This is a genomic window from Burkholderia sp. HI2500, assembly GCF_002223055.1.
In the GTDB taxonomy this organism is placed as follows: Bacteria; Pseudomonadota; Gammaproteobacteria; order Burkholderiales; family Burkholderiaceae; genus Burkholderia.
The window spans coordinates 2,297,460-2,322,538 of record NZ_NKFL01000006.1 but is presented as its reverse complement, the minus strand read 5'-3'; the positions used below and the strand labels follow the sequence as shown (position 1 = coordinate 2,322,538).

Annotated in this window: 26 protein-coding genes and 1 pseudogene; 16 read left to right on the top strand and 11 right to left on the bottom strand. The window is 64.8% G+C overall.

All coding sequences use genetic code 11. From position 1 onward, the window contains the following. Positions 1-23 precede the first annotated feature (23 nt). Positions 24-557 (top strand): hypothetical protein, encoded by a 534-nt coding sequence (locus CFB45_RS28105; RefSeq protein ID WP_256978381.1) that lies wholly within the window; start codon positions 24-26, stop codon positions 555-557. A 19-nt stretch (positions 558-576) separates the two neighbouring features. On the opposite strand, the gene CFB45_RS28100 is transcribed toward CFB45_RS28105, so the two are convergent. Next, positions 577-1,524 (bottom strand): LysR family transcriptional regulator, encoded by a 948-nt coding sequence (locus CFB45_RS28100; RefSeq protein WP_089428352.1) that lies wholly within the window; start codon positions 1,522-1,524, stop codon positions 577-579. A gap of 509 nt (positions 1,525-2,033) precedes the next feature. On the opposite strand from CFB45_RS28100, the gene CFB45_RS28095 reads away from it, so the two are divergent. Both CFB45_RS28095 and CFB45_RS28090 read left to right on the top strand, forming a co-directional pair. Then, entirely contained in the window at positions 2,034-3,062 is a 1,029-nt protein-coding gene (locus CFB45_RS28095; RefSeq protein WP_089428351.1) for a DUF1338 domain-containing protein, read from the top strand. Between the two features lie 392 nt (positions 3,063-3,454). Next, positions 3,455-3,760 carry a hypothetical protein gene (locus tag CFB45_RS28090; protein WP_089428350.1) on the top strand — a complete coding sequence of 102 codons (306 nt, stop codon included), beginning with the start codon at positions 3,455-3,457 and terminating at the stop codon, positions 3,758-3,760. A 105-nt stretch (positions 3,761-3,865) separates the two neighbouring features. Here the strand turns inward: CFB45_RS28090 and CFB45_RS28085 are convergent, their stop codons facing one another. The 6 genes from CFB45_RS28085 to CFB45_RS39155 all read right to left on the bottom strand — a co-directional run bounded on the left by CFB45_RS28085 (position 3,866) and on the right by CFB45_RS39155 (position 5,516). Then, positions 3,866-4,120 (bottom strand): GlsB/YeaQ/YmgE family stress response membrane protein, encoded by a 255-nt coding sequence (locus CFB45_RS28085; protein ID WP_089428349.1) that lies wholly within the window; start codon positions 4,118-4,120, stop codon positions 3,866-3,868. A gap of 128 nt (positions 4,121-4,248) precedes the next feature. Further along, the gene (locus tag CFB45_RS28080) at positions 4,249-4,470 is read right to left on the bottom strand and encodes a hypothetical protein (protein WP_089428348.1); all 222 of its coding nucleotides are present in this window, start codon (positions 4,468-4,470) and stop codon (positions 4,249-4,251) included. Positions 4,471-4,526: 56 nt separating this feature from the next. After that, positions 4,527-4,658, bottom strand: coding sequence for a hypothetical protein (locus CFB45_RS39600; RefSeq protein WP_256976851.1), 132 nt, complete (start codon positions 4,656-4,658; stop codon positions 4,527-4,529). Positions 4,659-4,684: 26 nt separating this feature from the next. After that, positions 4,685-4,882 carry a CsbD family protein gene (locus CFB45_RS28075; RefSeq protein WP_009694074.1) on the bottom strand — a complete coding sequence of 66 codons (198 nt, stop codon included), beginning with the start codon at positions 4,880-4,882 and terminating at the stop codon, positions 4,685-4,687. A gap of 56 nt (positions 4,883-4,938) precedes the next feature. Beyond that, positions 4,939-5,289: a BON domain-containing protein gene (locus CFB45_RS28070; RefSeq protein ID WP_089428347.1), complete on the bottom strand. Its 351-nt coding sequence runs from the start codon at positions 5,287-5,289 to the stop codon at positions 4,939-4,941. Between the two features lie 62 nt (positions 5,290-5,351). Further along, positions 5,352-5,516 carry a hypothetical protein gene (locus tag CFB45_RS39155; protein WP_174975033.1) on the bottom strand — a complete coding sequence of 55 codons (165 nt, stop codon included), beginning with the start codon at positions 5,514-5,516 and terminating at the stop codon, positions 5,352-5,354. 371 nt (positions 5,517-5,887) lie between these two features. On the opposite strand from CFB45_RS39155, the gene CFB45_RS28065 reads away from it, so the two are divergent. From CFB45_RS28065 to CFB45_RS28050, 5 genes are all read left to right on the top strand, one after another. Continuing rightward, the gene (locus tag CFB45_RS28065) at positions 5,888-7,420 is read left to right on the top strand and encodes a helix-turn-helix transcriptional regulator (protein WP_089428346.1); all 1,533 of its coding nucleotides are present in this window, start codon (positions 5,888-5,890) and stop codon (positions 7,418-7,420) included. A 141-nt stretch (positions 7,421-7,561) separates the two neighbouring features. Continuing rightward, a complete protein-coding gene (locus CFB45_RS28060; protein WP_089428345.1) occupies positions 7,562-7,753 on the top strand; it encodes a CsbD family protein in 192 nt (63 codons plus the stop codon). Between the two features lie 420 nt (positions 7,754-8,173). Further along, the gene (locus CFB45_RS28055; RefSeq protein ID WP_089428344.1) at positions 8,174-9,325 is read left to right on the top strand and encodes a branched-chain amino acid ABC transporter substrate-binding protein; all 1,152 of its coding nucleotides are present in this window, start codon (positions 8,174-8,176) and stop codon (positions 9,323-9,325) included. Beyond that, a complete protein-coding gene (locus CFB45_RS38615; RefSeq protein WP_256978380.1) occupies positions 9,322-9,522 on the top strand; it encodes a hypothetical protein in 201 nt (66 codons plus the stop codon). The genes CFB45_RS28055 and CFB45_RS38615 overlap by 4 nt, the downstream gene beginning before the upstream one ends. Then, positions 9,519-10,691: an NAD(P)/FAD-dependent oxidoreductase gene (locus CFB45_RS28050; RefSeq protein ID WP_089428343.1), complete on the top strand. Its 1,173-nt coding sequence runs from the start codon at positions 9,519-9,521 to the stop codon at positions 10,689-10,691. Before CFB45_RS38615 ends, CFB45_RS28050 begins: the two co-directional genes overlap by 4 nt. Before the next feature lie 118 nt (positions 10,692-10,809). On the opposite strand, the gene CFB45_RS28045 is transcribed toward CFB45_RS28050, so the two are convergent. Further along, entirely contained in the window at positions 10,810-11,991 is a 1,182-nt protein-coding gene (locus CFB45_RS28045) for a serine hydrolase domain-containing protein (RefSeq protein ID WP_089428342.1), read from the bottom strand. Positions 11,992-12,356: 365 nt separating this feature from the next. On the opposite strand from CFB45_RS28045, the gene CFB45_RS28040 reads away from it, so the two are divergent. Further along, positions 12,357-13,484: an aminotransferase class V-fold PLP-dependent enzyme gene (locus CFB45_RS28040; RefSeq protein WP_089428341.1), complete on the top strand. Its 1,128-nt coding sequence runs from the start codon at positions 12,357-12,359 to the stop codon at positions 13,482-13,484. Positions 13,485-13,730: 246 nt separating this feature from the next. On the opposite strand, the pseudogene CFB45_RS28035 reads toward CFB45_RS28040, so the two are convergent. Next, positions 13,731-14,960: pseudogene (locus tag CFB45_RS28035) on the bottom strand (peptidoglycan DD-metalloendopeptidase family protein). Between the two features lie 402 nt (positions 14,961-15,362). Between CFB45_RS28035 and CFB45_RS28030 the strand changes: the two are divergent. Together CFB45_RS28030 and CFB45_RS28025 are read left to right on the top strand one after the other, a co-directional pair. Further along, positions 15,363-15,668, top strand: coding sequence for a NucA/NucB deoxyribonuclease domain-containing protein (locus CFB45_RS28030; RefSeq protein WP_256978379.1), 306 nt, complete (start codon positions 15,363-15,365; stop codon positions 15,666-15,668). A gap of 60 nt (positions 15,669-15,728) precedes the next feature. Further along, positions 15,729-17,771: an SMI1/KNR4 family protein gene (locus tag CFB45_RS28025; protein ID WP_256978378.1), complete on the top strand. Its 2,043-nt coding sequence runs from the start codon at positions 15,729-15,731 to the stop codon at positions 17,769-17,771. A 124-nt stretch (positions 17,772-17,895) separates the two neighbouring features. Here CFB45_RS28025 and CFB45_RS28020 read toward each other — a convergent pair whose 3' ends face one another. Continuing rightward, positions 17,896-18,354 (bottom strand): GNAT family N-acetyltransferase, encoded by a 459-nt coding sequence (locus tag CFB45_RS28020; RefSeq protein WP_089428339.1) that lies wholly within the window; start codon positions 18,352-18,354, stop codon positions 17,896-17,898. Positions 18,355-18,979: 625 nt separating this feature from the next. On the opposite strand from CFB45_RS28020, the gene CFB45_RS28015 reads away from it, so the two are divergent. From CFB45_RS28015 to CFB45_RS28005, 4 genes are all read left to right on the top strand, one after another. Next, a complete protein-coding gene (locus tag CFB45_RS28015; protein ID WP_089428338.1) occupies positions 18,980-19,354 on the top strand; it encodes a VOC family protein in 375 nt (124 codons plus the stop codon). A 75-nt stretch (positions 19,355-19,429) separates the two neighbouring features. After that, on the top strand, positions 19,430-19,636 hold the full coding sequence (locus CFB45_RS38610) for a hypothetical protein (RefSeq protein WP_089474138.1): 207 nt from the start codon (positions 19,430-19,432) through the stop codon (positions 19,634-19,636). A gap of 331 nt (positions 19,637-19,967) precedes the next feature. Continuing rightward, positions 19,968-20,462 carry a GNAT family N-acetyltransferase gene (locus tag CFB45_RS28010; protein ID WP_089428337.1) on the top strand — a complete coding sequence of 165 codons (495 nt, stop codon included), beginning with the start codon at positions 19,968-19,970 and terminating at the stop codon, positions 20,460-20,462. Positions 20,463-20,566: 104 nt separating this feature from the next. Then, entirely contained in the window at positions 20,567-21,244 is a 678-nt protein-coding gene (locus CFB45_RS28005; RefSeq protein ID WP_089428336.1) for a hypothetical protein, read from the top strand. Between the two features lie 95 nt (positions 21,245-21,339). On the opposite strand, the gene CFB45_RS28000 is transcribed toward CFB45_RS28005, so the two are convergent. Beyond that, entirely contained in the window at positions 21,340-22,311 is a 972-nt protein-coding gene (locus tag CFB45_RS28000) for a LysR substrate-binding domain-containing protein (RefSeq protein ID WP_089428335.1), read from the bottom strand. Between the two features lie 136 nt (positions 22,312-22,447). Between CFB45_RS28000 and CFB45_RS27995 the strand changes: the two genes are divergently transcribed. After that, complete coding sequence (locus tag CFB45_RS27995; protein ID WP_089428334.1) at positions 22,448-24,748, top strand: NADP-dependent malic enzyme; 2,301 nt, start codon at positions 22,448-22,450, stop codon at positions 24,746-24,748. The last annotated feature ends 331 nt before the right edge of the window (positions 24,749-25,079 follow it).

The window sequence follows — 25,079 nt, the reverse complement described above, 5'->3', positions numbered from 1 at the left end:
CGTGATGCAGGCGCCGGGTGACAATGCGGGTCGTCGTCACGATGACCCGCACCTCATTGCCCATGATTCGCCAATCGATTGATGTGTCGAACCTGACCGGCCGCGCCCGCGTGCTGTGCGCCGTGTTGTGGCTGGCTTGCGGCGCGGCCGCGGCGCACGCGCAGACGATCCCGGCCGACGCCGAACCCGAATGCCATTCGGTGTACGTCGGCCGTGCGATTACGTTGTCGGGCCGTTTCATAGTGGATTACGGCGACGAAGAGAGCGGGGAAGACGTGTGGTTCGAGGAGGACGACGCATCGGCGCGGCGCCTGCCGGACCGTTCGCAACGCACGGGTGTGATCCGGTTCACGAACCAGCGCGATGCACGGCGCAGTCTGCGGCTGCCCGCCGCGCAACCCGAACGCGTGTGCCGCTTCGACGGGCACGCGACGCTCGTGATTCGCGATCTGGAAACCGTGTGCCCGGGGCTGGAAGAGCCCGATCACGCGCGGTTGGTGAAGGTGGTGAAGGCCAGCCTGCCGACGCAACATGCGTGTGAGGCCGCCGCGCCATGAGGCGGCCGCGACCGCGCCGTTACTCGACGTCCTCGTCGTCCACGATATCGCCGCCATCCGCGTCGACATCCGGCGCCGCATACGCGCTCGCCTGCTCGAGCAGCCAGCCGCGAAACAGCTCCAGCGGCTTGCTGTGGCTGAACTCCGTCGGATAGACGAGGTAGTACGCGGAATCGCCGACCGACGCCGCATCGCACGGCACCACCAGCCCGAGCTGCTGCAACTGTTCCTCGACGAAGAACTTCGGCACGAGCGCGATGCCGAGCCCGGCCGCGGCCGCGCTGATCAGCATCGTGTGCAGTTCGTAGCGCACGCCCTGCATCGTGCGGATGTCCTCGACGCCGTGCGTCTCGAACCACTGCGCCCACGCGCCGGGGCGCGTCGTCGAGTGCAGCAGCGGGTAGGCGAGCAGATCCTCGACGCTGTGCACGGGCCCGTCGAGCAGCGCCGGCGAGCAGATCGGCACGACTTCCTCGCCGAACAGGTAGTCGGACGACGTGCCGGGCCAGGTCGGCTTGCCGTAGTGGATCGCGGCCTCGAAGTGGGTGTCCTCGAACGAGAACAGGTCGGTGCGGCTGCCCATGTTCACGCGCACGTCGGGCGTGCGGTCGTAGAAGCTCTTGATGCGCGGGATCAGCCAGTGCGACGCAAAGGTCGGCAGCACCGCGAGCTCCAGGTAGCCGCCGCCGCTGCCGTGCGCGATGATCGACAGCGTGTCGCGGTCGAGCGCTTCCAGCGCGCGGCGCACCTGCGTGCCGTACAGCTTGCCGGCGCGCGTCAGCACGACGCGCTGCTTCACGCGGGCGAACAGCCGCACGCCGAGGCTCGCTTCGAGCGTCGCGATCTGGCGCGATACCGCGCTTTCGGTCAGGAACAGCTCCTTGGCCGCGTGCGTGAAGCTTTCGTGGCGCGCGGCGGCTTCGAAAGCCACGAGCGCGCCCATGTTGGGGATCTTGAATTTACGCATGATGTCAGGCTCTGTTTAGATATGGAACGCGCATGCGTTGCCACGAGAACGGCCGCTCGCGAGGCGCGCGACGCCGCGAATACTGACGTATCGCCAAGGAGCGCAACGCGGCGAGCGGCCGTTCTCGTGGCAACCCCAAATTAAAAAATCATGCCACGGGAATGCCCGAAATCGCCCGTATGGCGGCGTCGCTCGTCGCTTGTTTGGCTCGGCCAAACGGCGCTCCTCACTCCTTGCCCTACGAGCGATTTCGGGCATTCGCATGTGCGTTCCATATCTAAACAGGCCCTGAATTCGTCTGACGAACGCACCTGCCCGGTGCGGGCCGGCGGGCGAAGCCGGGAGCGGCTGATAATTCCAAAAACTCATCACATATCAATTTAATCTCGCTTTACGCCCCGCTGCAACCCTTTGAATAATGCTCTCCACGCAAGGTCAGGCGCCCGTGGGGCGGCCGGCCGACGAGTTGCCGGCACGTTTGCCGGCGGTCCCCCGAGACGAGAATCCTGATGCGCAATCCGAATATCGAGAGCTTGCTGACGAAGCTGCTGGGACAGGCGAAGACCGACGCCCTGTTCTCGACCCTGAACATGCCGGCCATCCTCGAAGAATGGGAAGACGGCGTCGTGACGCGCGCGGAAATCGCGCAGGCGATGAACATGGCGCTGTTCGAAGGGCTGCTCGAACGTTCGGCGAACGGCCGCGCGTACACGGCCGAAGCAGTCGAAAGCGGCGGCTCGGTCTATTTCGACCACGGCGCGCTGCGCACGGTGCGCTGGGCGCACACCGGCGCGCTGCCGCCGGGCGAGGCTGCGTTCACGCGCATCCTGCGTCCGCTCGGCTTCCGCCTGAACGGCCGTTACCCGCTCGACAAGCTCGGCATGACCGGCCGCGCGTATGCGCATGAAGACGCACCGGACGAAATCGCGCAGTTCTTCGTCAGCGAGCTGCATCCGGAACGTTTCTCGAAGGAATTCCAGCAGGCCGTGACGAACGTCGTGAGCACGTCGCGCGATCCGCTGTCGCCGGCGGCCGTCGCGCTGCTGTGGGAAGTGGAGCGCGAAGGCTGGCTGTCGCTAGAGGCCGCGCACGCGCTGCTGCCGGAGATCGTCGGCGCGTTCGCGCGCCAGCACGACCTGCCGAACGAACTCGACTACGAAACGCTGCTGCTCGAATCGGCGGAAATGGCGTGGATCGCGACCGAAGGCAACGCGTTCAACCACGCGACCGACCGCGTCGCCGACGTGTTCAAGCTGTCCGACGACGAGAAGGCGAAGGGCCGGCCGATGAAGCCGGAAGTCGAGCGCTCGCGCTCGGGCCGCGTGTTCCAGACCGCGTATCGCGCGGATACCGTCGAACGCGAATTCCGCACGCGCGACGGCGGCACGGTGAAGCGCAACGTGCCGGGCTCGTTCTACGAGTTCATCACGCGCAAGCGCACGTTCGACCAGGCGGCGCGCCGCTGGGTGACCGACCTGCGTTTCGATGCGGGCAACGCGCAGGGCATCTTCAAGATGACGGCGAACGCGGCGAAGTAACGAAAGGAAAGCGGGGGGCTGCGCCAGCCGCGACCGATTGGCCGGCGCACGCACGACCCGCGGCCTGAAGCGCCCTGCGAATGCAGGGCGTTTGCCATTTCGGGGATGGGCGGTCATGGATGCCACCGCCGGGCGCGCGGGATGACGCGACCCCGAAAATCTCATCGAGCCGTGTCATATCCGCCGGTTCGGGACGACAAACGTCTCGCCAGTCGCCCCCTCATTCATCAGCCGATTCGTCGTAGCACGTGTCAGGGAGACACCTTTCGATCATCGGGTCGATTGATTGGACGAGGTCTCGAGGTCCGCTGGCAGTTCATGACACACGCTCAGGAAACCCGTGCATGCGACACGGGCGCTTCCCGACGTCCTTTCTTGACAGGAGAACCCGGATGAACCCGATTCGCAAGCTCATGCTGTGTGGCGCCATTCCGTTCCTGCTCGTCGCGGGTGCGGCACAGGCAGACGGTGGCGGCATTGGTCGCAGCGGCACCTACATGTCGCATACCAGCGACTGGACCATGATGATGATGGACAAGCTCACGCCCGAGCAGCGTACCCAGGCCATCGGCATCCAGCAAAAGATGATGGCGATGGAAATGCAGCACAACGAAGCGATGGCGAAACTGCAGATGCAGCATGACAAGGACATGATGGCCTTGCATAGCCAGTTGCTCGATCTCTACAAGGGGCACTAAGTGTCGCGAGCCCGGTGTCGAACGCCGGGCTCGTCCCTCATGGCGTTGAACCTGTCATGCCGGCGTGTTCTGATGCGGCGCTTCGCCGGCGCGCTCGATGACCCGTCACGTTGCGCGACGGAACAGGCGAATCACGAGCAAGAGGATCACCGCACCGATGAGGGCGATGACGATCGAGCCGAGAATCCCGCTGAAGCCGATACCGAGCAATCCGGCGAGCCAGCCGCCGATCACCGCGCCCAGAATCCCGACAACGATGTCGATGAGCAGGCCGAAACCGCCGCCCTTGACGAGTACGCCCGCAAGCCAGCCGGCGATGGCGCCGATGACCAGCCATATGATCAAGCCATGCATGTCCATGAACGATTTTCCCCTTGGATTGGCGAAATTGTTGTAAATCGGGTGGTCATGTTCTTACCGGTGGCATCGCGCACGCGGCGCAACGCCGGCCGTTTCGAAGAACGTCGGGCGGCCCCGTCATGACGCGTTCATTGCGACGCGGCCGTTGCCGCGCTTGCCGCCTTGGCTTTCTTTGCCGCGTGGTGGTGGCCGATCGCGCAACCCGCGGCGGCGCCCACTGCCCCGTGGTGCCCCGCGACGTGGCCGGCGACCCCGCCCACGGCCGCGCCCTTCAGGCACCCTGCCGCAAATCCCGGGATCGAAGCGGTCATCAAGGCGATGCAGGCGACCGAGATCGAAAGCAATTTCATTGTTCATCTCCCTTGAAAACGAGTTGTTTTGATCGGCTCTGATCGAGCCGGCACGCTCAGAAGACGTGCGTGATCAGAAAGAACAGCACCAGCAGCCCGACCGGCACGCCGAGCAGCCAGGCGATCAGGTATTTGCCCATGTCGTTGTCCTGGTGGCCGCGACGCCGTTGGCGCCGCGGCGGTTGCATTGAAGCGCGATGGAAGCGCTATCGCGTTACAGTTCGCGGTCGAATTCCTTCAACTGCTTCTCGGCTTCATCGCGTGCGATGCCGTAGCGCTCCTGGATCTTGCCGGCCAGATACTCGCGATTGCCGTCGGCCACCTTCAGGTCGTCGTCGGTCAACTTGCCCCACTTGGCCTTCAGCTTGCCCGAGAGTTGCTTCCACTGACCCTTGATCTTGTCCTCGTTCATCATGTGCTCCTTGTCATGCAGGGATAAAAGGCGCGGCGGCATGCCGCGCCGGGAGGTCAGGCCTTCGCCTTCAGGCCGGATGCGTCGACGTGCTTCACGCCCTTGATCGCGCGCGTGACGGCGATAGCCTTCTTCACGGCGACCTTCGACGGCAGCACGCCGGTGAGCGTGACGACACCGTCGACCGTCTTCACGCTGATGTCAGTGCTCTTCACGCCGTCGGTGGTCGCGAGTTCCCCTTTCACCTTGGTGGTGATCCACGTGTCGGTGACGGGCTGGTTCGATTCGGCCGTCATGCCGCTGTCGGTGGACGAGGCTTGCGCCTGCGCACTCGTGAGCGGTGCGGCGCAAAGCAGGAAGGCCGCGCTGGCGGCGAGCAGCGTCGAAAGGTGCGAGGTCTTGTTCATTGATGTTCTCCTTCGATGGGCGTGGTGAATGGATTGACTGCCGAGCATGGCGCGTGCCCGGATCAACGGGCGATCGGCGTGTCGTAGCCGGGCTCGCGCGGCGGCATGTCCGGGCGCGGCACGTCGGGCGGCAGCGGAACCGGCGGATCGGTGCCGGGCGGTGGTTCGGGCGGATTGTCCGGGGCCGGTTCGGGCCGCGTCGGATCGGGTGTCTGATGCAGCTTCATCGTGCTTTCTCCTCTGCGGATCGGAAGGCAGCGCATGAGCGCCGATGCAGTACCAGCGTACCGATGCAAACGGGCGTGGACATCGCGCAAATTCACCTGATCGGCTAGTGCGTTTGCACGGGGCGTCGAGAAGGGGGCGGTGGTGCGCCTGTCGGCTGGGACGTGCGGAAAGCAGGCGCAGTGGATGCTTCGGGGATCGGCGGGACACCGCACGGTGGGGCAGGCCGTGCGCATGTACTATGACGAATAGTGCATCCGCGTCTGTCGTGCACCGGTGCGGCACGCGATCATCGCCACACGCGCCGGCCGGCGCGTGTCGACGAAGCGGCAACCGGGCCGGCAGTCATGCTGACGACAGGGACAACCATTCGATGAACGAACAGGTAAACGAACAGGCGCTGAAGTCGCATACCGATCGGCGCCAGCTGCACCAGATCATCGCGGGGCTCACCGAGGGCGTGATCCTGGTCGAGCCCGACCAGCGGATCGTCTGGGCGAACGAAGCTGCGCTCGCGATGCACGGCGTGACCGAGCTGAAGGCGCTCGGTGCGACCGTCACCGATTACCGCGAGCGTTTCCGGCTGCGCTACCGGAACAACCATCCGGTGCGCGACGGCCACTATCCGATGGATCGTGTGATCGCGGGCGAGGAGTTCAGCGACGTGACGGTCGAAGTCGAATCGGCCGCCGACGAAACCGTGAGCTGGGTCCACCGCATCCGCAGCCTCGTGCTGACGAATGCGGCCGGCGAGCCCGACTGTCTCGCGCTCGTGCTGCACGACGCGACCGAATGGGCGAGCGCCGAGGAACGCTTCGAGCGCACCTTCAACGCGAATCCGGCGCCGGCCGTGATCTGCCGGCTCGACGACCTGCGCTACGTGAAGGTCAACCAGGGCTTTCTGGACCTGACCGGCCACGCGCGTGACGACGTGCTCGGCCGCTCGGTGTACGAGATCGACGTGCTCGACCAGGCCGACCGGCGCGACCTCGCGATCGAGCGGCTCGGCGAAGGTGCGACGATCCCGCAGATGGAGGCCGTGCTGAAGCTCGCGGACGGCAGCACGAAGGCCGTGGTGGTCGCCGGGCAGCCGATCGACATGAACGACGAGGCGTGCATGCTGTTCACGTTCATGGATCTCGAGCCGCGCAAGCAGGCCGAGCGCGCGTTGCGGCAGAGCGAGGAACGCTTTGCGACGGCGTTCCGGATGGCGCCGGTCGCCACCGCGATCGTCACCGCCGACCGCTTCGAATTGCTCGACGTGAACGACGCGTTCGCCGCGCTGACGGGCCATGCGCAGGACGACCTGCTCGGCAAATCCGCGGACGAGATCGGGCTATGGGCCGAACGCGGCGCGTGGCAGCGCATCGAAGGCCGGCTCGCACGCGACGGCAACGCGCGCAACGCCGACGTGCAGATCCGCACGCGCGAGGGCGACGTGCGCGATTGCGTCGTGTCGGCCGACCCCGTCGCGATTCACGGGCGCGACTGCCTGCTCGTCGCGCTGCTCGACATCAGCGACCGCAAGCGCACGGAGATGGAGCTCGTCTACGCGATTGAAACGGCGATGCAGGATGCATCCTGGTTCAGCCGTACGCTGATCGAGAAGCTCGCGAACGTGCGGCGCGCGAATGCGCCGGATGCGGGCGCGCAGCTGTCGGACCTGACTGCACGCGAGCGCGACGTGTTCGACCTGCTGTGTCACGGTCTTGCCGACAAGGAGATCGCCGGCCGCCTCGGGCTTGCGCCGAACACCGTGCGCAATCACGTCGCGACGATCTACGCGAAACTCGACGTGCACAGCCGCGGCGAGGCGATCGTGTGGGCGCGCGAACGCGGGATCGTCGGCGCGGCCGATGCGAACGGCGTGCGTGGCGAGAAGGGCGGCGCGAAGGACAAGGACTGAGGGCGCCGGTACGAATGCACCAGGCGCGCTGGTGCATCCGCATCTGCCGCGCGCGGCCTCCGCTTGCGATCCTGTCCACTCGGCGGTGCGACGCGGGCCGTCACGCCGCCGGCTCTCCCCCCACCATCGCAGGAGACGACCATGGACAGGAATCGCATCGAAGGCAAGCTCAAACAAGTCAAGGGTTCGGTCAAGGAAGCGCTCGGCAAGGTCACGGGCGACCGCGAGACGGAAGCGGAAGGCGTCGCTGAACAAGAGGCCGGCAAGATGCAGGAGCAGGCCGGCGAGGCGGCCGATGCGGTGCGCAAGCAGACGGGCACCGATCGGCACTGACCGATGACGCGGCGCCGCGGGCGTCGCGATGGCCGGCCGGGCCGTCATCGCCACGATGATGCGCCGTCGGCATGACCACGGCCGGCCTTGATGGCCGGGCGCCGGCGCGGCATTCCACGGTAATGATTTACCCGCGGCCCACCGTGGCGTGGGCCGCGGGCCGCCCGCGTACGCGGCACTTGATGACAAATCCTCACAACATAGTTCCGATATTTCGTTTGCTGCACGGGTATTGGCTATCCACAATCCATTCACCTCTTTCGCGATGAAAGGCTCTTCGGAGACGGAGCCGCGGCGATCGACCGGCCGGTAGCGGCGTTGCAAGACGCCCCGCAGGCGGACGACATGACCGGCACGCGGGAGGTTGCCGACGCGCGGCAGTCGCGCGTTGCATCCCGGCCCCCCAGAACAAGGATTGTCATGACGTTCCGCATTCGTTCGCTTTCCGGCGTCGCATTGACCGCCGCGATCCTCGCGCTCCAGACCGGCGCGGTTCACGCGCAGGAGACGGTCGTCAAGGTCGGGGTGGCCGGCCCGCTGACGGGCGGCGGCGCCGCCTACGGCAAGGACATCGAGAACGGCGTGCGCATGGCCGTCGACGAAGCGAATGCCGCACGTACGATGGTGGGCGGCAAGCCCGTGAAGTTCGTCGTCGCGTCGCAGGACGACCAGAGCGATCCGCGCACCGGCGTGCAGGCCGCGCAGCAGCTCGCCGACGCGCAGGTGGCCGTCGTGATCGGCCACTTCAACTCGGGCACGACGCTGCCCGCGTCGAAGATCTACGCGAAGGCCGGCATTCCGATGATCACGCCGTCGGCGACCAATCCCGACATCACGCGCGCCGGGCTCGGCACCGTGTACCGCGTGATCGCGACCGACACGCAGAACGCCGGCAACGCAGGCGCGTATGCGGCGAGCGTGACCAAGGCGAAACGCATCGCGATCATCGACGACCGCACCGCGTTCGGCCAGGGCGAAGCCGACGAATTCGAGAAGTCGGTGAAGGCGAACGGCGGCACGATCGTCGCGCGCGAATTCACGAACGACAAGGCGGTTGATTTCAGCGCGCAGCTCACGAAGATCAAGAGCACCAACGCCGATCTCGTGTTCTTCGGCGGGCTCGACGCACAGGCCGCGATGCTCGTGAAGCGCATGCGCCAGCTCGGCATCCGCGCGCAGTTCCTCGCGGGCGGCGGCGTGATGAACGCGAACTTCATCAAGCTGGCCGGCAATGCGGCTGAAGGTGCGTCCGTGTGGGAATACGGGCAGCCGCTCGCGCGTCTCGCGAAGGGCAAGGAATTCGAAACGAAATTCAAGCAGAAGTACGGCATCGACATGCTTGCGTACGCACCGTTCGCGTACGACGCGACGTGGATCGCGATCAACGCGATGCAGAAGGCGAACTCGACGAAGCCGGCCGATTTCAACGGCGCGCTGAAGGGCACGCGCTACGACGGCATCACGGGCACGATCGCGTTCACGAACACGGGCGACCTGAAGAACCCGAGCTCGACGCTGTATGAGGTGAAGAACGCCGCGTGGCAGCCCGTCACGACGAAATCGGCGGATTGAACGCCACCCGCGCGCGGGCTTTCGCGGCGACGCCGGACGTGCTGAAATGCCATCAGCGATCGGTGGCGATCGCGGCGCACGCCGGCGTGGCAGCCGCACGAGTTTGCCCGCGCGACGCCGCGCGTGACGCGGCACGAACAACCCACGGGCGCGGCCGGCTGGCCGCACCCAACATGTGCAACTGGAGTCAGTCGTGAGTTCTCAAGTCGTCATCGTCGGCGGTGGTGTGATCGGCAGCTCGATCGCCTATTTCCTGCGCGCCACCGATCCCACGGTTTCCGTGACCGTGATCGAGCGCGACCCCACCTATGCGCGCTCGTCGTCGGCGTTGTCGGCCGCGTCGATTCGCCAGCAGTTCTCGACGCCGCTGTCGATCGAGATGTCGCTGTTCGGCATCGACTTCCTGCGCACGATCGGCGAGCGCCTCGAAGTGGATGGCCATCAGCCGTCGATCGACCTGCACGAAGGCGGCTACCTGTTCCTCGCGACGCCGGCCGGTGATGCGACGCTGCGCGAGAACCACGCGCTGCAGACGAGCCTCGGCGCGGACATCCGGCTGATGGATCGCGATGCGCTGCGCGCGAAGTTCCCGTGGCTGAACGTCGACGATCTCGTGTCGGGTGCGTATGGCGCGAGCGGCGAAGGCTGGTTCGACGGCTATGGGCTCGTGCAGGCGCTGCGCAAGAAGGCGCAGGCGCTCGGTGTGCGCTATGTGCCGTCCGACGTGAAGGACGTGGTGCGCGACGGCCGCAAGGTGACGCACGTGGTCACGGCCGACGGCGAACGCTATGCGTGCGACACGCTCGTGAACGCGGCAGGCGCATGGACGCGCACGCTGTCGTCGATGATGGGCATCGACATCCCCGTGTATGCGCGGCGCCGCAGCATCTTCAACGTGTCGTCGCCGGCGAAGCTCACGGATTGCCCGCTGCTGATCGACCCGACCGGCGTGTATTTCCGGCCGGAAGGGCGCACGTATATCTGCGGGACGTCGCCGAGCCCGGACCGCGACCCGGACGACCTGCCGCTCGACGAAGTCGACCACGACCTGTTCGACGAAGTGATCTGGCCGACGCTTGCGAACCGCGTGCCTGAGTTCGAAGCGCTGCGCGTGGAGAACTGCTGGTCGGGGTACTACGAGTACAACGTGTTCGACCACAACGCGATCATCGGGTATCACCCGGACCTCGACAACGTCGTGTTCGCGAACGGCTACAGCGGCCACGGGCTGCAGCAGGGGCCGGCGACGGGGCGCGGCGTCAGTGAACTCATTCTGGGCGGGCGTTACGACACGCTCGACCTGTCGACGCTCGGCTGGGCGCGCGTGCTGGAGAACCGGCCGATCGTCGAAAAGAACGTCGTGTAGCGCGGCGTGACCCGCCCGGTGTGGTGGGCGGGATTCTCCTTGTGTCTCACCTCATTGGCCCGACCGTGTCGGGCCTTTTTTGTTGCGCGCGCAATGACATGGCGCGGGTCTGCGCGTGTCAGCCGACGCCGTAGACCGCGTCGCGCAGATCGAGCGTGTACGGGCCGTTCATCCCTTCGTAAAGCGTGTTCGACAGCGACACGACGGTGAGCCCTCGTGCGCGGTCGACGAACCACGAATGACCGTAGACGCCGCCCCAGCGCCACGTGCCCGGTGACTCCGGCGACAGCGCCGCGCGCGGGTCGCGCAACACGGAGAACCCGATCCCGTAGCCCGCGCCGGGCAGGTCGGGCAACGCGAGGTTGCCGGTGTGGATGCGGCCCATCTCGTCGACCAGCTCGGCCGGCAGAATGGCGCCGCCACCGGCCCGCAGCGTGTCCAGTACGTCCAGCACGTCACCGGCGGTGCCGACCATCCCGGCGCCGCCCGATGCGAACGCCTCCTTGTCGAGCGCGCGCGACGGCGAGTACGTCACGCCGACGGAGCCTTCGTAGATGGGTACGGCTTCGTTCTCGGCGAGCCGGTGCGGCTGCGGCGTGTCGTTGACGTAAGGCGTCGCGAGCCGCGCGGCATCGCGTGCGACGAATCCCGTGTCGCGGGTGCCGAGCGGGCGGAGCACCAGCGCATCGACCGCGTCGGCGAGCGGCTGTCCGGTGACGGCCTCGATCACCGCGCCGACCACGTCGATGGAGAGCGAATAGTTCCAGCCGGTGCCGGGTGCGTACTGCAACGGCACGCTCGCGATCCTGCGCATGTTCTCGGCGAGCGTGATCGATGCGCCATCGAGCCCGTCGGAGACGCCCGCGCGTGCATACGGGCCGGCCGCGTCGGCTTCCGCGTAGCGATAGCCGAGGCCGGCCGAATGCGTGAGCAGGTGGCGCACCTTGATCACCGGCACGCTGCCGTCACGCAGCGCCGGGCGGAACTCGGGCAGCCACTTCGTGACGTCGTCGTCGAGCGACAGCTTGTGCCGGGCAACGAGCGCCATGGCCGCCGCCGAGACGATCGGCTTCGTCACCGACGCGAGCCTGAACAGCGTGTCCTCCTGCATCGGCGTGCGTGCTTCGCGGTCGGCGAACCCGGCCGCGCGGCGATAGACGAGTTCGCCGTCGCGTGCGACCAGGACGACCACGCCGACGAGGCGTTGCGTGTCGAGTTGGCGGGACAGTACCGCATCGACGCGCTCGGCGAGCGCGGGATCGGCCGACGGCTGCTGTGATGATGCTCGGTGGGGGATCATCGAAGACTCTGTCGTGAAGGGGGAGCCGACATGGTAGGCGGCATGCGGCGGACGGGCCATTTATCCGTACATGGAACAGGGCTTCGTGGGCGTCGTGCGCTGCAACGATCGGCGTGGACGGCCACGGGGCGGGCGATTCAGCCGGGGCCCGCCGCGGCTCCGTTGCAGCGCGGCGCGTCGGCCGGCGGCGGCGCGCCGTCACGCCTGCGCCGGACAGCCGACAAAATATGCCCCAAGCGGCGCGCGGCCTTCGTTAGAATCTGCTTTCGTCGAGAAAATAACGCAATTGCATGGGTGCAGCGCGGTATCGCATCACGGACACTGCTCGCCCAGATTCCATCGTTCATCTTTCACCGGAGGCGAGCATGCCAGGATTACTTCCCGATGTTGACCGCGAGGGTCTCCTCGAATATTCGGTGGTGTACACCGATCGCTCGGTCAACCATATGTCGCAGCGCTTTCAGGGTGTCATGCGCGACATCTCCGGCACGCTGAAGAAGGTCTACAACGCGAAGTCCGTCGTGATCGTCCCCGGCAGCGGGACGTTCGGCATGGAAGCCGTCGCGCGGCAGTTCGCCACCAACAAGAAGTGCCTCGTCATCCGCAACGGCTGGTTCAGCTTCCGCTGGTCGCAGATTTTCGACATGGGCAGCATTCCGTCCGAGACGACGGTGCTGAAGGCGCGCCCGGTCGAAGCGGGACGGCAGGCCGCCTATGCGCCGGCCCCGATCGACGAAGTGGTCGCCGCGATCAAGGAACACAAGCCGGATCTGGTGTTTGCGCCGCACGTCGAAACCGCGTCCGGGATGATGTTGCCCGATGGGTATCTGCGCGCGGTGTCGGATGCCGTGCATGCGGTCGGCGGCATGTTCGTGCTCGATTGCATCGCGTCCGGCACGGTGTGGGTCGACATGCAGGCGAGCGGCGTCGATATCCTGATCAGCGCGCCGCAGAAAGGCTGGAGCGCGTCGCCGTGCTGCGCGATGGTGATGCTCGGCGAACTGGCCCGCGAACGTATCGACGGCACGACCAGCACCAGCTTCGCATGCGATCTGCGCAAGTGGCTGCAGATCATGGAAGCGTATGAAGGTGGCGGGTTCGCGTACCACGCGACGATGCCGACGGATAGCCTCACGACGCTGCGCGACGTGATGAAGGAAACCGAGGCGTACGGCTTCGACAAGGTGAAAGAGGAGCAGTTGGAGCTGGGCAAGCGGATTCGTGCGTTGCTGGCCGAGAAGGGTTTCCGGAGCGTGGCGGCGGAAGGGTTCGAGGCGCCGGGTGTCGTGGTCAGTTATACGGACGACGACGGGATTCGAACCGGGAAGAAGTTTGCCGACGTCGGGTTGCAGATCGCGGCGGGTGTACCGCTGATGTGCGACGAGCCGGAGGATTTCAAAACCTTCCGGCTGGGGCTGTTCGGCCTCGACAAGCTGCATGATGTCGATGGGGCGGTTGGGCGGTTTGCGGAGGCGCTGAACCGGATTCTTTAAGGCGCTTTGCGGATTGGGCGAGGCAGTGGGCAGTGGGCGTGCGCGCCTGCGGCCCACTGCCTTGCTGGATTGATGGTCTTGTCTGACGTGCGCGTTCGGGTCGAGTCGCAGTTGGTTGGAAACAGATGGAGCGCGGTCAACGCTTCCGGTTCGGGAGCGTCCGATGTGACCGCAAAGATGGATCGATTTCGGTCCGGAAAATCTCGACACGTGGGGCATCGTGTTTCCTGTCGCGGTGCGCCCGCGCTAATTCGCGCATTCCGGCACCACAGGGTCGTTGCTGCCCGTGTAGACGAATCCGTCGGAGATCCATTGATTCGAGTCGATTCGATACCAAAGCCGTGTGGCGCCCCAGTTGCCATTCACGGAATCGCCGTACTGGTGGCAAGCGAGCTGCACGGTGCGCCCATTCTCGAGCGAACCGACGACCTGCGCCGACAATGAAGGCGCGCTGCGCAGATTCGCCGGACCCGGTGCCTGTACACGTGCGCTGACGGGCGTGGACGGATCGCTGGAATCCGCGCTCCCGTAGTTGACCAGCCATGCTTGCGGAGAGACGCGTCGCTGATTGCGAACCGCGTATCCGGAATACGGCGAAGTGCCCTCGAAGAATTGCCAGCCGCCGATCGTCATGCCATTGACGGACACGTCATTGCCATCCTTGCTCAATGAAAAGTGGACATGCGGCCCCGTCGTTTGTCCGCCGCAAGGCAGGCCGTTTCCGACGCTGCCGAGATATTCCCCCTGACGGACCCGCGTACCGCTGTTCAGCGACGTCAGCTGGACCATGTGGTAATAAGTCGTCGCATAGCCGTTGTCGTGAACCACCTTCACGATGGCGCTGCCGTCGCGCTCGCAGCTCTTGTAAAGATAGCCGTCTCGCGCCGCCAGCACGCGGCCGTTGCCACCCGAGAAATCGAGGGAGTTATACGGCCTGCTTTGTCCGGACCAGCCGTGTGCACCGCCCGTCCAATACCACCCGGCATTCGGTTCTCACGGCAACGCAAGGCCCGGTTGCGGCAAGGCAGCCGACCGTGGTGCAAGCGATGCGCGTCTCGACGCCAGATTTTTCCGCTCGTCGGTCGCGAGCAGCGTGGGGGGGGCCGCATCGAGCAATTCTCCGAACTGGCTGCTGCCCTCCACACCCGCGATCCATCGGCCATTCACGTTGCGCGCAATGAACAGCTTCGTGACGGGATCGCCGGATTCGTCTTCGCGCAGGATTTGCGTCGCAGTGCCAAATACCCATCCGGAAATTTCGTCGGCCTTGATTGCCTCGACCAGGCTGTCGTCCGACCGGGCCGGCAGCTTCAACGTCCCGCCCGATCGGGATTCAAGCGCCTGCCCGATCGAGCGCTGCAACGACGTCTCGATTGGCGCCGCATGCGCGATTTCGGCAAGGCTGGCTGCAATCAGCAGGATTCCAATGGAGTATTGAATCGAATTCGACGCAGAACGATCTAATAAATTGCGCATGGTTAAATGCACCGCGGAGAGGGTTTTCAAGAAGTTCATGACGGCGCCAGCAAGCCTACATCATTTGCTAGTCATTGCAAGTAAAATGAAATATATCGGGATGCGTTTTTAAATTGGCCGATTCAGATGAAATTGTGGATGCGATCGTTTCAAAGCGATTTGACCACTCCGGAAAGCCGAGTTGATTGATCTGGAATCACCGCGTGGGGGCGGCCTCCAATCCGAAGTGCAACACTTTCGCCATCCGTTGATGTTCGCGACCCGGACGATCCGGCCAGCATATGTCTCGCGAATCGATTTGCAACGCCATCCATGCCCGGCCTCGTGGCGAACTGCGTCCGGGTTACAGGGGATTTAACAGTCGTTGAATCGGATCGGATTGTTTAAAAAAGAGAAACGATCGTGATATGGCCTTTGTTAATATTGCATTCATCTTCCTGGCAAATATACGGCGCGGTCACTGGCCCGTGCACGTTCACCGGCGATCCGGACGAAACGTCGACCGATTGCGATTCCGACGAGTATCCGTTTGCCTCGACAGAGGAGGGCGCATCAAGGGATCCGGAAGTATCGGTCAAGCGTATCGATGCCAGCGATAATCGACGTGCGGGCGCTTTCCTCGGCAATTTCTATCTGAATCAGCGTGTGATCGACCAGGAGCCGTTCTACGTCGATGTCGGTTCTCCGCAGCCTGCGGCAAAACGTTAAGCCACGGGCGACGATAACCGTACCTGTGCCGTGGTCCGCAGGCCTCCTTCGAACCAGGGCATGACAACACCCATCACCATGAACGATCACGAGAACTTCCCCTTCTGGCTCGACCAGCCCTACAAGCTCTGCCGACGGGCCGTGCCGGGCGCGATGCAATCCGAGACGATTCCGGTCGAGGATGCGTTGACGCGCGTGACGGCGGCGGACGTTTTCGCCCCCGAGAATGTTCCGCCCGTTCCGCTTGCTGCGGTCGAAGGCTATGCGTTGCGCGCATCCGATACCGCGCATGCGACGCGTGGCGCACCGGCTGAGCTCGACTTCCAGTTCAGCCGGCGCGCGCTGGCCTCGCCGGCCGGCAGTCCGGCGGCTCGCGCAATCGGCGCGCAGTGTGCGGTCGATGTCCCACCCTATTTCCCGTTGCCGGAAAATGCCGACACCGTCGTGCCGAAAAGCGACCTCGAGGTTTCGTACCGTGGCGCTCGATCGCTTCTGCTGCTGCACGCGCCGCTATCCGCCGGCCGGCATGTGATCGCACCGGGCAGCGAATTTCGGCAAGGCAGCCTGCTCCTGCCCAGGGGCAGCCGGATAACGGCCGAACGGCAGATCGCGCTGACGGCCGCAGGCGTACGCGACATCGAGGTGACGAAGCGGCCGCGCATCGGCGTGGTGATTGTCGGGTATGAGCAGTGCGTACCCCGCACCGCGCGCGAGCGCTGGCAGCGGCCCGACACGAGCGGACCGTACATCCGGGCGGTCCTGCAGCGCTGGGGATACGAGGTGCGTTCGGTCGAGTACATCGAGCCGCCGGACATGGCATGGCCGCCGCTTGAGGTGCAGCAGAACGAATACGCGTTCAAGAAGAAACTGGCCGAGCTCGCGCAGCGTTACGACCTCATCGTCGGTGCCGGGCTGCCTGCCGTGCCGCCCTTTCGGAATCTGGGGCTGAATAGGCAGTTGGTGTACGCCTACGACGAAACGACTGTCGACATCAAGCAAACGCCGGTCAATTGCTTCAACTTCGGACGCAGTGACAATCGCTCGCCGCCGAAGAAAACCATTCTGCCGTTCACGCGCCCGGACGGTACGCAAAGCGGGATGACGGTCCTGACCAGCTACGATCAGGCCACGCTGATCAACCTGCCGGGCCACACGAGCGCAGTGGCGATGCTGATGCACGCGATCATGCCGCGCGTACTCGATTTGCTCGAGCATGCTGCAACGCCGGGGCCTCATTGGGAGTCCGGCATCGTCGACCACGGCGTCGAGCGCGATGCCCGACTGAACGCGATGCGATGGGGCAATCTGCATCGTGGCGTCGACGGAAACCTGGTCGTCCGCCTGTTGCCGTCCGAAGGCGACGGGCTGATCGGCGGCGTCGTTCGTGCCGATGTGCTCGTCGCGATCCCCGCCGCGGAAGGTCCCATGGCGGCAGGTTCGTCGGTGCTGTTCCTGCGTCTCGACCGCGACCTCGCCAGTGAACCGCCGTGCCCCGTGGCGGAAACATCCGTCGAGGCAGCCTCACCACCGTCACCAGTGGTCGACGCCCGCGCGACGCCCCGTAATATCGACGACGCACGCGGCATCGATCTTCGCGAAACATGGCAACGACTCGAAGCAGCCTTCGCCGCCGATGCATCACGTCTGCCGGGTGGCCTCAACGGGCCGGCGTCCGACGACGCGATCGCAGCCTTGCAGACTGCGCTGGGAACGCGGTTGCCTGACGCATTCGTCGACAGCCTGCGCATTCACGATGGCCAGGCCGATTCGGGGGATGAATTTTACGGAAGTGATGCGCTGCTGAGCGCGCACGAGATCCTCGCGCAATGGCGTATCTGGAAAGGTCTCGTCGACGGAGGCGATTTCGACGGTGTGGAATCGGAGCCGGATCCAGGCATCGGGGACGACTGGTACAACCTGAAGTGGATTCCATTCACGCATGACGGCAGTGGCAATCATCTGTGTATCGACCTCGATCCCGCGGAAGGCGGTTGCTCCGGACAAGTGATTCGGGTCTGGCATGATGATGCGCGGCGCGAGCGTGTAGCGGGGAGCTTTTCGGCGTGGCTTGCCCGCGTCGCCGACGAGGGGCAATCAAGCTGAGCACTCGCCGAGCGTGAGGGTGGCGGGGTGTGGGCCGCTACGTTGATGCGCATGCTCCAATGGCTGTGCCGGTGGACCCTTGGGGAAGCGCTTGTCTGCGCAGGACAGGCGGGCGTTTCGCGTGCTACCGGATCAAGCAGTACAAGACGTCAGGGCAGCCCTCCTCATTCCTGCTCCCATCGCTGTATTCAACCGCAATGAACCCATGCCGCTCGTAAAACGCAGCGGCATCGAGATTCATCTGGAACGTATGGAGCTGGAGCTTGCCAACCGTCTGCGACTTCACCGATTCCAGGAGGGAAGTGCCAATCCCTTGTCGTTTGCATTCGGGGCACACATACAACTGGTCAAGCCACGCCACGCCGTCAGCAACAACGTGCGCGGCCATGCCGACAATGCGGTTATCGTTCACGGCGACGGTAACGTTGCCCGACGGAACCAGCACGTTGGCAACCCAATCGCGGACGGCGGCTTCCGAGTGCGCGAGCGGCGCATAGGATGCCAGCGTGTCGCGCGACCGTAGATAGACTTCAGCCACCTCTGCGGCATCAGCGGCAATCGCTCGACGCAAGATCAAGGGCATGTATCTCCCGCTCCGAAATCGTCAAAAGGTGCACAACGATAGCAGCACGGAATCGACCTTCCAAGATCGCGGACGCATGCCGCTGAAACCGGCGAGACCGGAAGTTCAGTGCGACGTATCGAGCGTGCGGTACAGCGAACCGGCAGCGAGATCCCGTCACTGGCTCGCTGCTTCATTCCGGGATTCCCGGGCGCCGACATTCCCGTATCGTCTGTCCGATTTGTCGGGATCGCATGACCTGGCCATTCCGCACCCCTGAGAGCGCGAGCGATGAAGGTCGATTGACCCGGCCATTCTCTTGCCGACCCTGCCGGCGGGCAGGTCATCCGATGCGCATGTTTCGCAGTGGTCGTTTCTTTCGGAATCCTTCCAGACATGCCTGTCGCTCGACGATCAGTCACAGCTTCGTGCGCGATCGCCGGGTGTCGCCAGCATCACGATGACGTCGTGTCGCACGCCGTGACTGCTCGATGACGGGTGAGTATCCCGCTCGTTGATCCGACTGTGTCAGGCTCTTCTTGTTCGGTCGCGCAGGGGATGCTAGCGACGGCTGCGTGTGGCAACATCGCGGTGATTTCAACGTTCCATCCGGGTGCCGGTAGACCCATCTATCCGAGGGGGAGTCATGTTTGACCATGTCAAATTCGGCGTGACCGACTTTGCAGCGAGCAAGGCGTTTTTCCTGAGCGCACTCGAGCCGCTTGGCGTCGTGGTGCAGGGCGAGGGCGAGCCGTCGTACGGCATCGAGATCTCTCCGCCGGGCAAGCCGTCGTTGTGCCTGTTCCAGACGACGGAGAAACCGGCGCATCTACACATCGCGTTCGTGGCCGACAACCGGCAGCAAGTCGACGCGTTCTATCGCGCGGCGCTGGCGGCAGGCGGGAAGGACCATGGCGCGCCGGGGCTGCGGCCGCACTATCACGCGAATTACTACGCGGCGTTCGTCATCGGGCCGGATGGGCACAATATCGAGGTGGTGTGCCATCAGGCGCAGGGGTGAGCTTCCGGCGACTGATCGATGTCATTCAAACCATGAGCGAACGCATACGCCACGCACGCAACCGAGCATTCCGGGATGAGTAACATCACCATTGATTTTCCTTTTTATCTCGTTGTGCTTGGAACTGGCATGGAATACTGGCCCGTGACGCTTTGTGTCGGCGTGGCAGGATTGTATGTCGGGGCAACTCGCCTGCGCGGTGTCTGGCAAGTTGTCTGCCTCGTCATTGCGCTCCTGTTCGTCGTTGATGCTGGCACCGGCATTTACTTGTCCCTGGGTTAGCGTTCAGGAAAATCACGCTGGCGCATGGCGTGCAAAACGTTGCCGGCGTGCGAACGTTGTACGCGTCGGAGTGCGACCAGTCAGCAGCAGGCGCCGGGTCTCGGTACCCGGAGCGTCAACGCGTGGCGGAAAGAGCGCTGATTGAGCGTGAATATCCGGTCAAGGCTGGCCGAGACAGTCGATATGAAATTGCAGGTGATGCTTTGTGTAGCGGCACATCGAATGCTTCGGGCGGGTTTGCACCCGCATGCCGGACTTTTCCGGCAACGCAGCCGTGAACTGTGAATCGCGGTTGTTCCTTCACCGACTCGCTGCAACGGAGAAACGAGCAATGACCTCGAAAAGCATCCGCAGGGCAACGGCAGACGACGTACCGGTGCTGACGCGGATCCGGAATGACGCACACGCGAAGAAGCTCACGTACGACGACCATGTATGGGGCAAGGAAGGCGACGGATTTTCCGAGGCGTGGGTACGCAACAACGTGTCCCAAAAGGACGTGTATGTCGTCGAAGTGGGCGGCGCGTTGGCCGGAACGTTCTCGCTCGCCTTCGACGAGGACACGCACTGGGGGCCGCAGGAACCGATCGCTGGCTATGTGCACGGGCTGTGCGTGCGGGAAGGTTTCAACGGGCAAGGGCTCGGCAGCTTCATGCTCGACTGGTGCGGGCGCAAGGTGAGCAGCTTGAACCGGCGTTTCGTTCGACTCGATTGCGCCGTGGAGAACGTGACGCTCTGCGCTTACTACGAGTCGCTGGGCTTCATTCGCGTCGGGTCGAAATCAGACGGGATCGTCTGGTCACTGTACGAGAAGGCGGCTGAGTAGCGCTCCCTTGTACCTCACGCCACGTCAAGCACGTTCATTCGACAGAACCGGCCGGATCATCGACAATTCGCGCCTATCAAAACATGAGAGAAGAGGGCGGGTGCATGCGCGGGTTCCGTAAAACGCTTGGGGTGATCCTGGGCCTTTCCGTCGTTGGTGTCACAGGCGTTCAAGCCGCATCCGGCGAACTCGCCTTCCCGCGTTTCACCCAGGCGGAGGGCCGAACGGACACCGACGGCCTCCCGCTGTCCGGCGTGAAACTCTGCGTGCTTCCGGACCGTGCGCCGTGCTTCGAGATGCCGCCCGCGCCGCTGCCCAATTCGCCGAAGGAGCTTTACCAGTTCGGACTGACGCCAAGGTCCGAGCGGCTGCCGATTGCGTCGGGCGGCTCGTGGGTGTTCTTCTCGGGAATGTTTTCGGGCGGCGGCAGCGGGATGCTGGAGCGCGTGGCGATCCTGCGTTATGGCGCGAACGGCAAGATCGAGAACCTGATGCCGGAAGTCACCCAGACCGAACTGGCCGATCGCGCGATGTGGAAGGTGCCGGACGTGTCGTCCTATCCGGTGTTCGTTCGGGCCGATTATGTGTGGGGCAAGGGCGAAAGTCATTTCGAAGCGCACCTCTTCGACGTCGATGCGTGGGTGTTCGATCCCGCTACCAATCAGTACAAGAAGCGGTTGTCCTACCGGACGACCAAACGCTATGACCGCGGCGAGGGCTCGGACCATGTGCTGACTTCCGAGCGTGCAGAGATTCTGCGGCGCCTCGCGGCCAGCAAGTAGCCCGGGGCCGGTGGCGCACCGGGAAGCCGTCGAGATGCACGACGGGTTTCGGCGGATCCGGCGGGCCGTTCAACGCAGGCGTGGCACGTGAAACCTTACCGCTGCGCGTCCCCGTAAGTCTCCCTGCACACCTCGCGCAGCGCCTCGACGAGCAGATCCCGCGCCGGCGAGCGCGAATCGGCGGCGCGGGTAAACAGCGCGATGGGCGGAAGCGTCCACACCAGCGAGTACGGCACGATCGCCACGCCGGCGATCCGCACCAGTTCTTCCGCGATATCGGCCGGCACGATCGACACGGCCTCGTCGCTCGACGCGATCATCTCGCCGATCAGCTTGGATGAATAACTCTCGACGATCGGAACGGGCGGCGCGATGCCGGCCGACAGGAACAGGTCGGTGACCTGTTCCCGCATCGGCGTATGCGGCGCGCCGAGAATCCAGTCGAGCGCGTGCAGCTTGTGCCAGTCGAGCGCGGTGCGGGCCAGTTTCGCGGCAAGGCGCCGGCTCGCGATCATGCGCGGCTGCTGCTGGTACAAGACCTCGAAGGAGACCTGCCCCAGGTCGATCGCCGACGAGGCCCGCCCGATCACGATGTCGACGCCGTGGTCCCTGAGCTGCAGCAGCAGCTGATCGCTGGTGCCCTCATGAATCGTCACGGTCAGGCGCCGCTCCATGCGCGCTTGCAGCCGCTTGAGCGCGGCCGACAGCATCTGCCCGGAAATGAACGGAATCACGCCGATGTGCAGGTGGGCCGCATGCCCGGCGGCGACGGCCTCCATCTCGCGGGCGAGGTGGTCGAGATCCTTGATCATCGCCTTCGCCCGCTCGAGCACGACCGCGCCGAGCGCGGTGGGCCGCATGCCGCGCGACGAGCGCTCGAACAGCGGCGTGCCGAACATGCTCTCCAGCTCGGACAGCGCATTGGTCACGGCGGGCTGGCTGCTGGCCATGTGCTCCGCGACGCGCGTCAGCGACCCGTGCTGCTGGATTTGCAGCAACAGCACCAGGTGCCGCATCTTCAAGCGGGCGCCCAGCCGCCTGACCACGTCGTTTGCGTCAAAAGTCATTGACTGGTCATGTATCCATCATGAAAAAGTGATGGGCCAATATTAAAACAGAATCAACACGTTATGGCGGAGCCCTAGAATCCCCTTCATGGATCGCGCCGGGACTGGCCTGGCGCCCGTGCCCGGATCGAAAAACATGAAACAGACTGAGACACAGCAGCAGGCAGCGTTCGACTATCACGAATTTCCGACGCCGGGAAAGATCTCGGTCGTCGCCAGCAAGCCGCTCGTGACCCAGCGCGATCTCGCGCTGGCGTACACGCCGGGCGTGGCGGGCGTGTGCGAGGCCATCGCCGCCGATCCGCTGCAGGCGCACCGGTTCACGAGCCGCGGCAACCTGGTGGGCGTGATCACGAACGGCACGGCCGTGCTCGGCCTGGGCAACATCGGCCCGCTCGCGTCGAAGCCGGTCATGGAAGGCAAGGCGGTGCTGTTCAAGAAATTCGCGGGGATCGACGTCTTCGACATCGAGATCAACGAAACCGATCCGGACAAGCTGGTCGACATCATCGCCGGCCTCGAGCCGACCTTCGGCGGCATCAACCTCGAGGACATCAAGGCGCCCGAGTGCTTCACGGTCGAGCAGAAGCTGCGTGATCGCATGAAGATCCCCGTCTTCCACGACGACCAGCACGGCACCGCCATCACCGTCTCCGCCGCGTTCATCAACGGGTTGAAGGTCGTCGGGAAGTCGATTTCGGAAGTGAAGGTCGTGACGTCGGGGGCCGGCGCCGCGGCGCTGGCCTGTCTGGACCTGCTGGTCGACCTCGGGCTGCCGGTTGAAAACGTCTGGGTGACCGACATCGAGGGCGTCGTCTATCGCGGCCGCACCACGCTGATGGATCCGGCGAAGTCGCGCTTCGCGCAGGACACCGACGCGCGCAAGCTGGCCGACGTGATCGGCGGCGCGGACGTGTTCCTGGGCCTGTCGGTCGGCGGCATCCTGACCGCCGAGATGCTGAAGGCGATGGCGCCGCGCCCGCTGATTCTCGCGCTGGCCAATCCCACGCCGGAAATTTTCCCGGAACTGGCGCATGCGACGCGCGACGACGTCGTGATCGCGACGGGCCGCTCGGACTACCCGAACCAGGTCAACAACGTCCTCTGCTTCCCGTACATCTTCCGGGGCGCGCTGGACGTCGGCGCGACGACGATCACCCGCGAAATGGAGATCGCCGCCGTTCACGCGATCGCGGGGCTGGCCGAGGAAGAGCAGAACGAAGTGGTCGCGGCGGCCTACGGGGCGTACGACGTGGCGTTCGGCGCGCAATACCTGATTCCGAAGCCGTTCGACCCGCGCCTGATCGTCCGTATCGCGCCGGCCGTGGCCAAGGCGGCGATGGACGGCGGCGTGGCGAAGCGCCCGCTGACCGATCTCGACGCGTACGTCGAGCAACTGCAGCAATTCGTCTACCACTCCGGTGCATTCATGAAGCCGCTGTTCGCGACGGCGCGCCGGCTGGTGCGCGACGGCGGCAAGGCGCGGATCGTCTTTACCGAAGGCGAGGACGAGCGCGTGCTGCGCGCGGTGCAGGTGATCGTCGACGAGAAGCTGGCGCGGCCGATCCTGGTCGGGCGCCCGGAGGTACTGCTGGCGCGCATCGAGCGATTCGGCCTGCGGATCCGGCTCGGCCAGGATGTCGAGGTGACGAATCCCGAGTATGACGAGCGCTTCCCGCAGTACTGGACGAAGTACTGGGAGCTGCGCTGCCGGGATGGCATCTCGAAGGAGATGGCGCGGGTCGAGATGCGGCGCCGCCTGACGCTGATCGGCGCGATGATGGTGCGGCTTGGCGACGCGGACGGGATGATCTGCGGGACGGTGGGTGAGTATCACAACCACCTGCGGTTCGTGGACGAGGTGATCGGGAAGAAGCCGGGGGCGTCGACCTATGCGGCGATGAACATCCTGTTGCTCGACCAGCGGACGGTCGCGCTGGTGGATACGCACGTCAACGACAATCCCGACGCGGAGCAGATCGCGGAATTCACGATCGCCGCGGCGCGTCAGATGGAATGGCTGAACCTGACGCCGAAAGCGGCGCTGCTGTCGCGGTCGAACTTCGGGTCGGGGAGCGCGGCGTCGGGCGTGAAGATGCGCCGGGCGCTGGAGATCGTCCGGGAGCAGGCGCCGGATATCGAGGCGGACGGCGAGATGCATGGCGACTGCGCGCTCGACGAGGGCTTGCGGTCGAAGCTGCTGCCGATGTCGCCGCTGAAGGGCGCTGCCAACCTGCTGGTTTGCCCGAACGTGGATGCGGGGAATATCGCGTACAACCTGCTCAAGACCGAGGCGGGCAGCAACGTGGCGGTGGGGCCGTTCCTGCTGGGTGTCAACGCGCCGGTGAACATCCTGACGTCGAGCGCGACGGTGCGCCGGATCGTCAACATGGCGGCGCTGACGGTGATCGAGGCGAATCGCAACGCGTCTGCCTGAGCAGGCAACGAAGGCGCCGCGTAGCGGAATCCGGGTGGTAGCGGGTTCCGCTATCCGGTCGCCTGAATGAACTGGTGGGCGTGGGTGGTTCGTGTCGCTGAGCCGCGTGTGTCAGGGGCGATTGGCTGCGGCTAGCTTCGGGCGTCGGCAATCGTTTGCACGCAGCCACCCGCACCTCGGTTTTACCCTGAGACGCACCCGCCGCCGCCTCTCCCGGCACCAGCTTCTCGCGCCGATGCTGCAGTGCATTTAATAAGTATCACGTAACAACTTACCTGGCGCGGCATCCTGCCGCATCCACTTTTGATACCGATCCTAACGATCTTTTTAG

Excerpts from the sequence above, each read along its gene's own strand:
- CFB45_RS27995 (WP_089428334.1), top strand. The coding sequence starts at position 22,448 with ATGAAACAGACTGAGACACAGCAGCAGGCAGCGTTCGACTATCACGAA.
- CFB45_RS28100 (WP_089428352.1), bottom strand. The coding sequence starts at position 1,524 with ATGCGTAAATTCAAGATCCCCAACATGGGCGCGCTCGTGGCTTTCGAA.
- CFB45_RS39155 (WP_174975033.1), bottom strand. The coding sequence starts at position 5,516 with ATGAAGCTGCATCAGACACCCGATCCGACGCGGCCCGAACCGGCCCCG.
- CFB45_RS28095 (WP_089428351.1), top strand. The coding sequence starts at position 2,034 with ATGCGCAATCCGAATATCGAGAGCTTGCTGACGAAGCTGCTGGGACAG.
- CFB45_RS28075 (WP_009694074.1), bottom strand. The coding sequence starts at position 4,882 with ATGAACGAGGACAAGATCAAGGGTCAGTGGAAGCAACTCTCGGGCAAG.
- CFB45_RS28055 (WP_089428344.1), top strand. The coding sequence starts at position 8,174 with ATGACGTTCCGCATTCGTTCGCTTTCCGGCGTCGCATTGACCGCCGCG.
- CFB45_RS28025 (WP_256978378.1), top strand. The coding sequence starts at position 15,729 with ATGACAACACCCATCACCATGAACGATCACGAGAACTTCCCCTTCTGG.
- CFB45_RS28000 (WP_089428335.1), bottom strand. The coding sequence starts at position 22,311 with ATGACTTTTGACGCAAACGACGTGGTCAGGCGGCTGGGCGCCCGCTTG.
- CFB45_RS28070 (WP_089428347.1), bottom strand. The coding sequence starts at position 5,289 with ATGAACAAGACCTCGCACCTTTCGACGCTGCTCGCCGCCAGCGCGGCC.
- CFB45_RS28060 (WP_089428345.1), top strand. The coding sequence starts at position 7,562 with ATGGACAGGAATCGCATCGAAGGCAAGCTCAAACAAGTCAAGGGTTCG.
- CFB45_RS28080 (WP_089428348.1), bottom strand. The coding sequence starts at position 4,470 with ATGAAATTGCTTTCGATCTCGGTCGCCTGCATCGCCTTGATGACCGCT.
- CFB45_RS39600 (WP_256976851.1), bottom strand. The coding sequence starts at position 4,658 with ATGCAACCGCCGCGGCGCCAACGGCGTCGCGGCCACCAGGACAACGAC.
- CFB45_RS28010 (WP_089428337.1), top strand. The coding sequence starts at position 19,968 with ATGACCTCGAAAAGCATCCGCAGGGCAACGGCAGACGACGTACCGGTG.
- CFB45_RS28045 (WP_089428342.1), bottom strand. The coding sequence starts at position 11,991 with ATGATCCCCCACCGAGCATCATCACAGCAGCCGTCGGCCGATCCCGCG.
- CFB45_RS28040 (WP_089428341.1), top strand. The coding sequence starts at position 12,357 with ATGCCAGGATTACTTCCCGATGTTGACCGCGAGGGTCTCCTCGAATAT.
- CFB45_RS28090 (WP_089428350.1), top strand. The coding sequence starts at position 3,455 with ATGAACCCGATTCGCAAGCTCATGCTGTGTGGCGCCATTCCGTTCCTG.
- CFB45_RS28015 (WP_089428338.1), top strand. The coding sequence starts at position 18,980 with ATGTTTGACCATGTCAAATTCGGCGTGACCGACTTTGCAGCGAGCAAG.
- CFB45_RS28105 (WP_256978381.1), top strand. The coding sequence starts at position 24 with ATGCGGGTCGTCGTCACGATGACCCGCACCTCATTGCCCATGATTCGC.
- CFB45_RS28020 (WP_089428339.1), bottom strand. The coding sequence starts at position 18,354 with ATGCCCTTGATCTTGCGTCGAGCGATTGCCGCTGATGCCGCAGAGGTG.
- CFB45_RS28065 (WP_089428346.1), top strand. The coding sequence starts at position 5,888 with ATGAACGAACAGGTAAACGAACAGGCGCTGAAGTCGCATACCGATCGG.
- CFB45_RS38610 (WP_089474138.1), top strand. The coding sequence starts at position 19,430 with ATGAGTAACATCACCATTGATTTTCCTTTTTATCTCGTTGTGCTTGGA.
- CFB45_RS28005 (WP_089428336.1), top strand. The coding sequence starts at position 20,567 with ATGCGCGGGTTCCGTAAAACGCTTGGGGTGATCCTGGGCCTTTCCGTC.
- CFB45_RS28085 (WP_089428349.1), bottom strand. The coding sequence starts at position 4,120 with ATGGACATGCATGGCTTGATCATATGGCTGGTCATCGGCGCCATCGCC.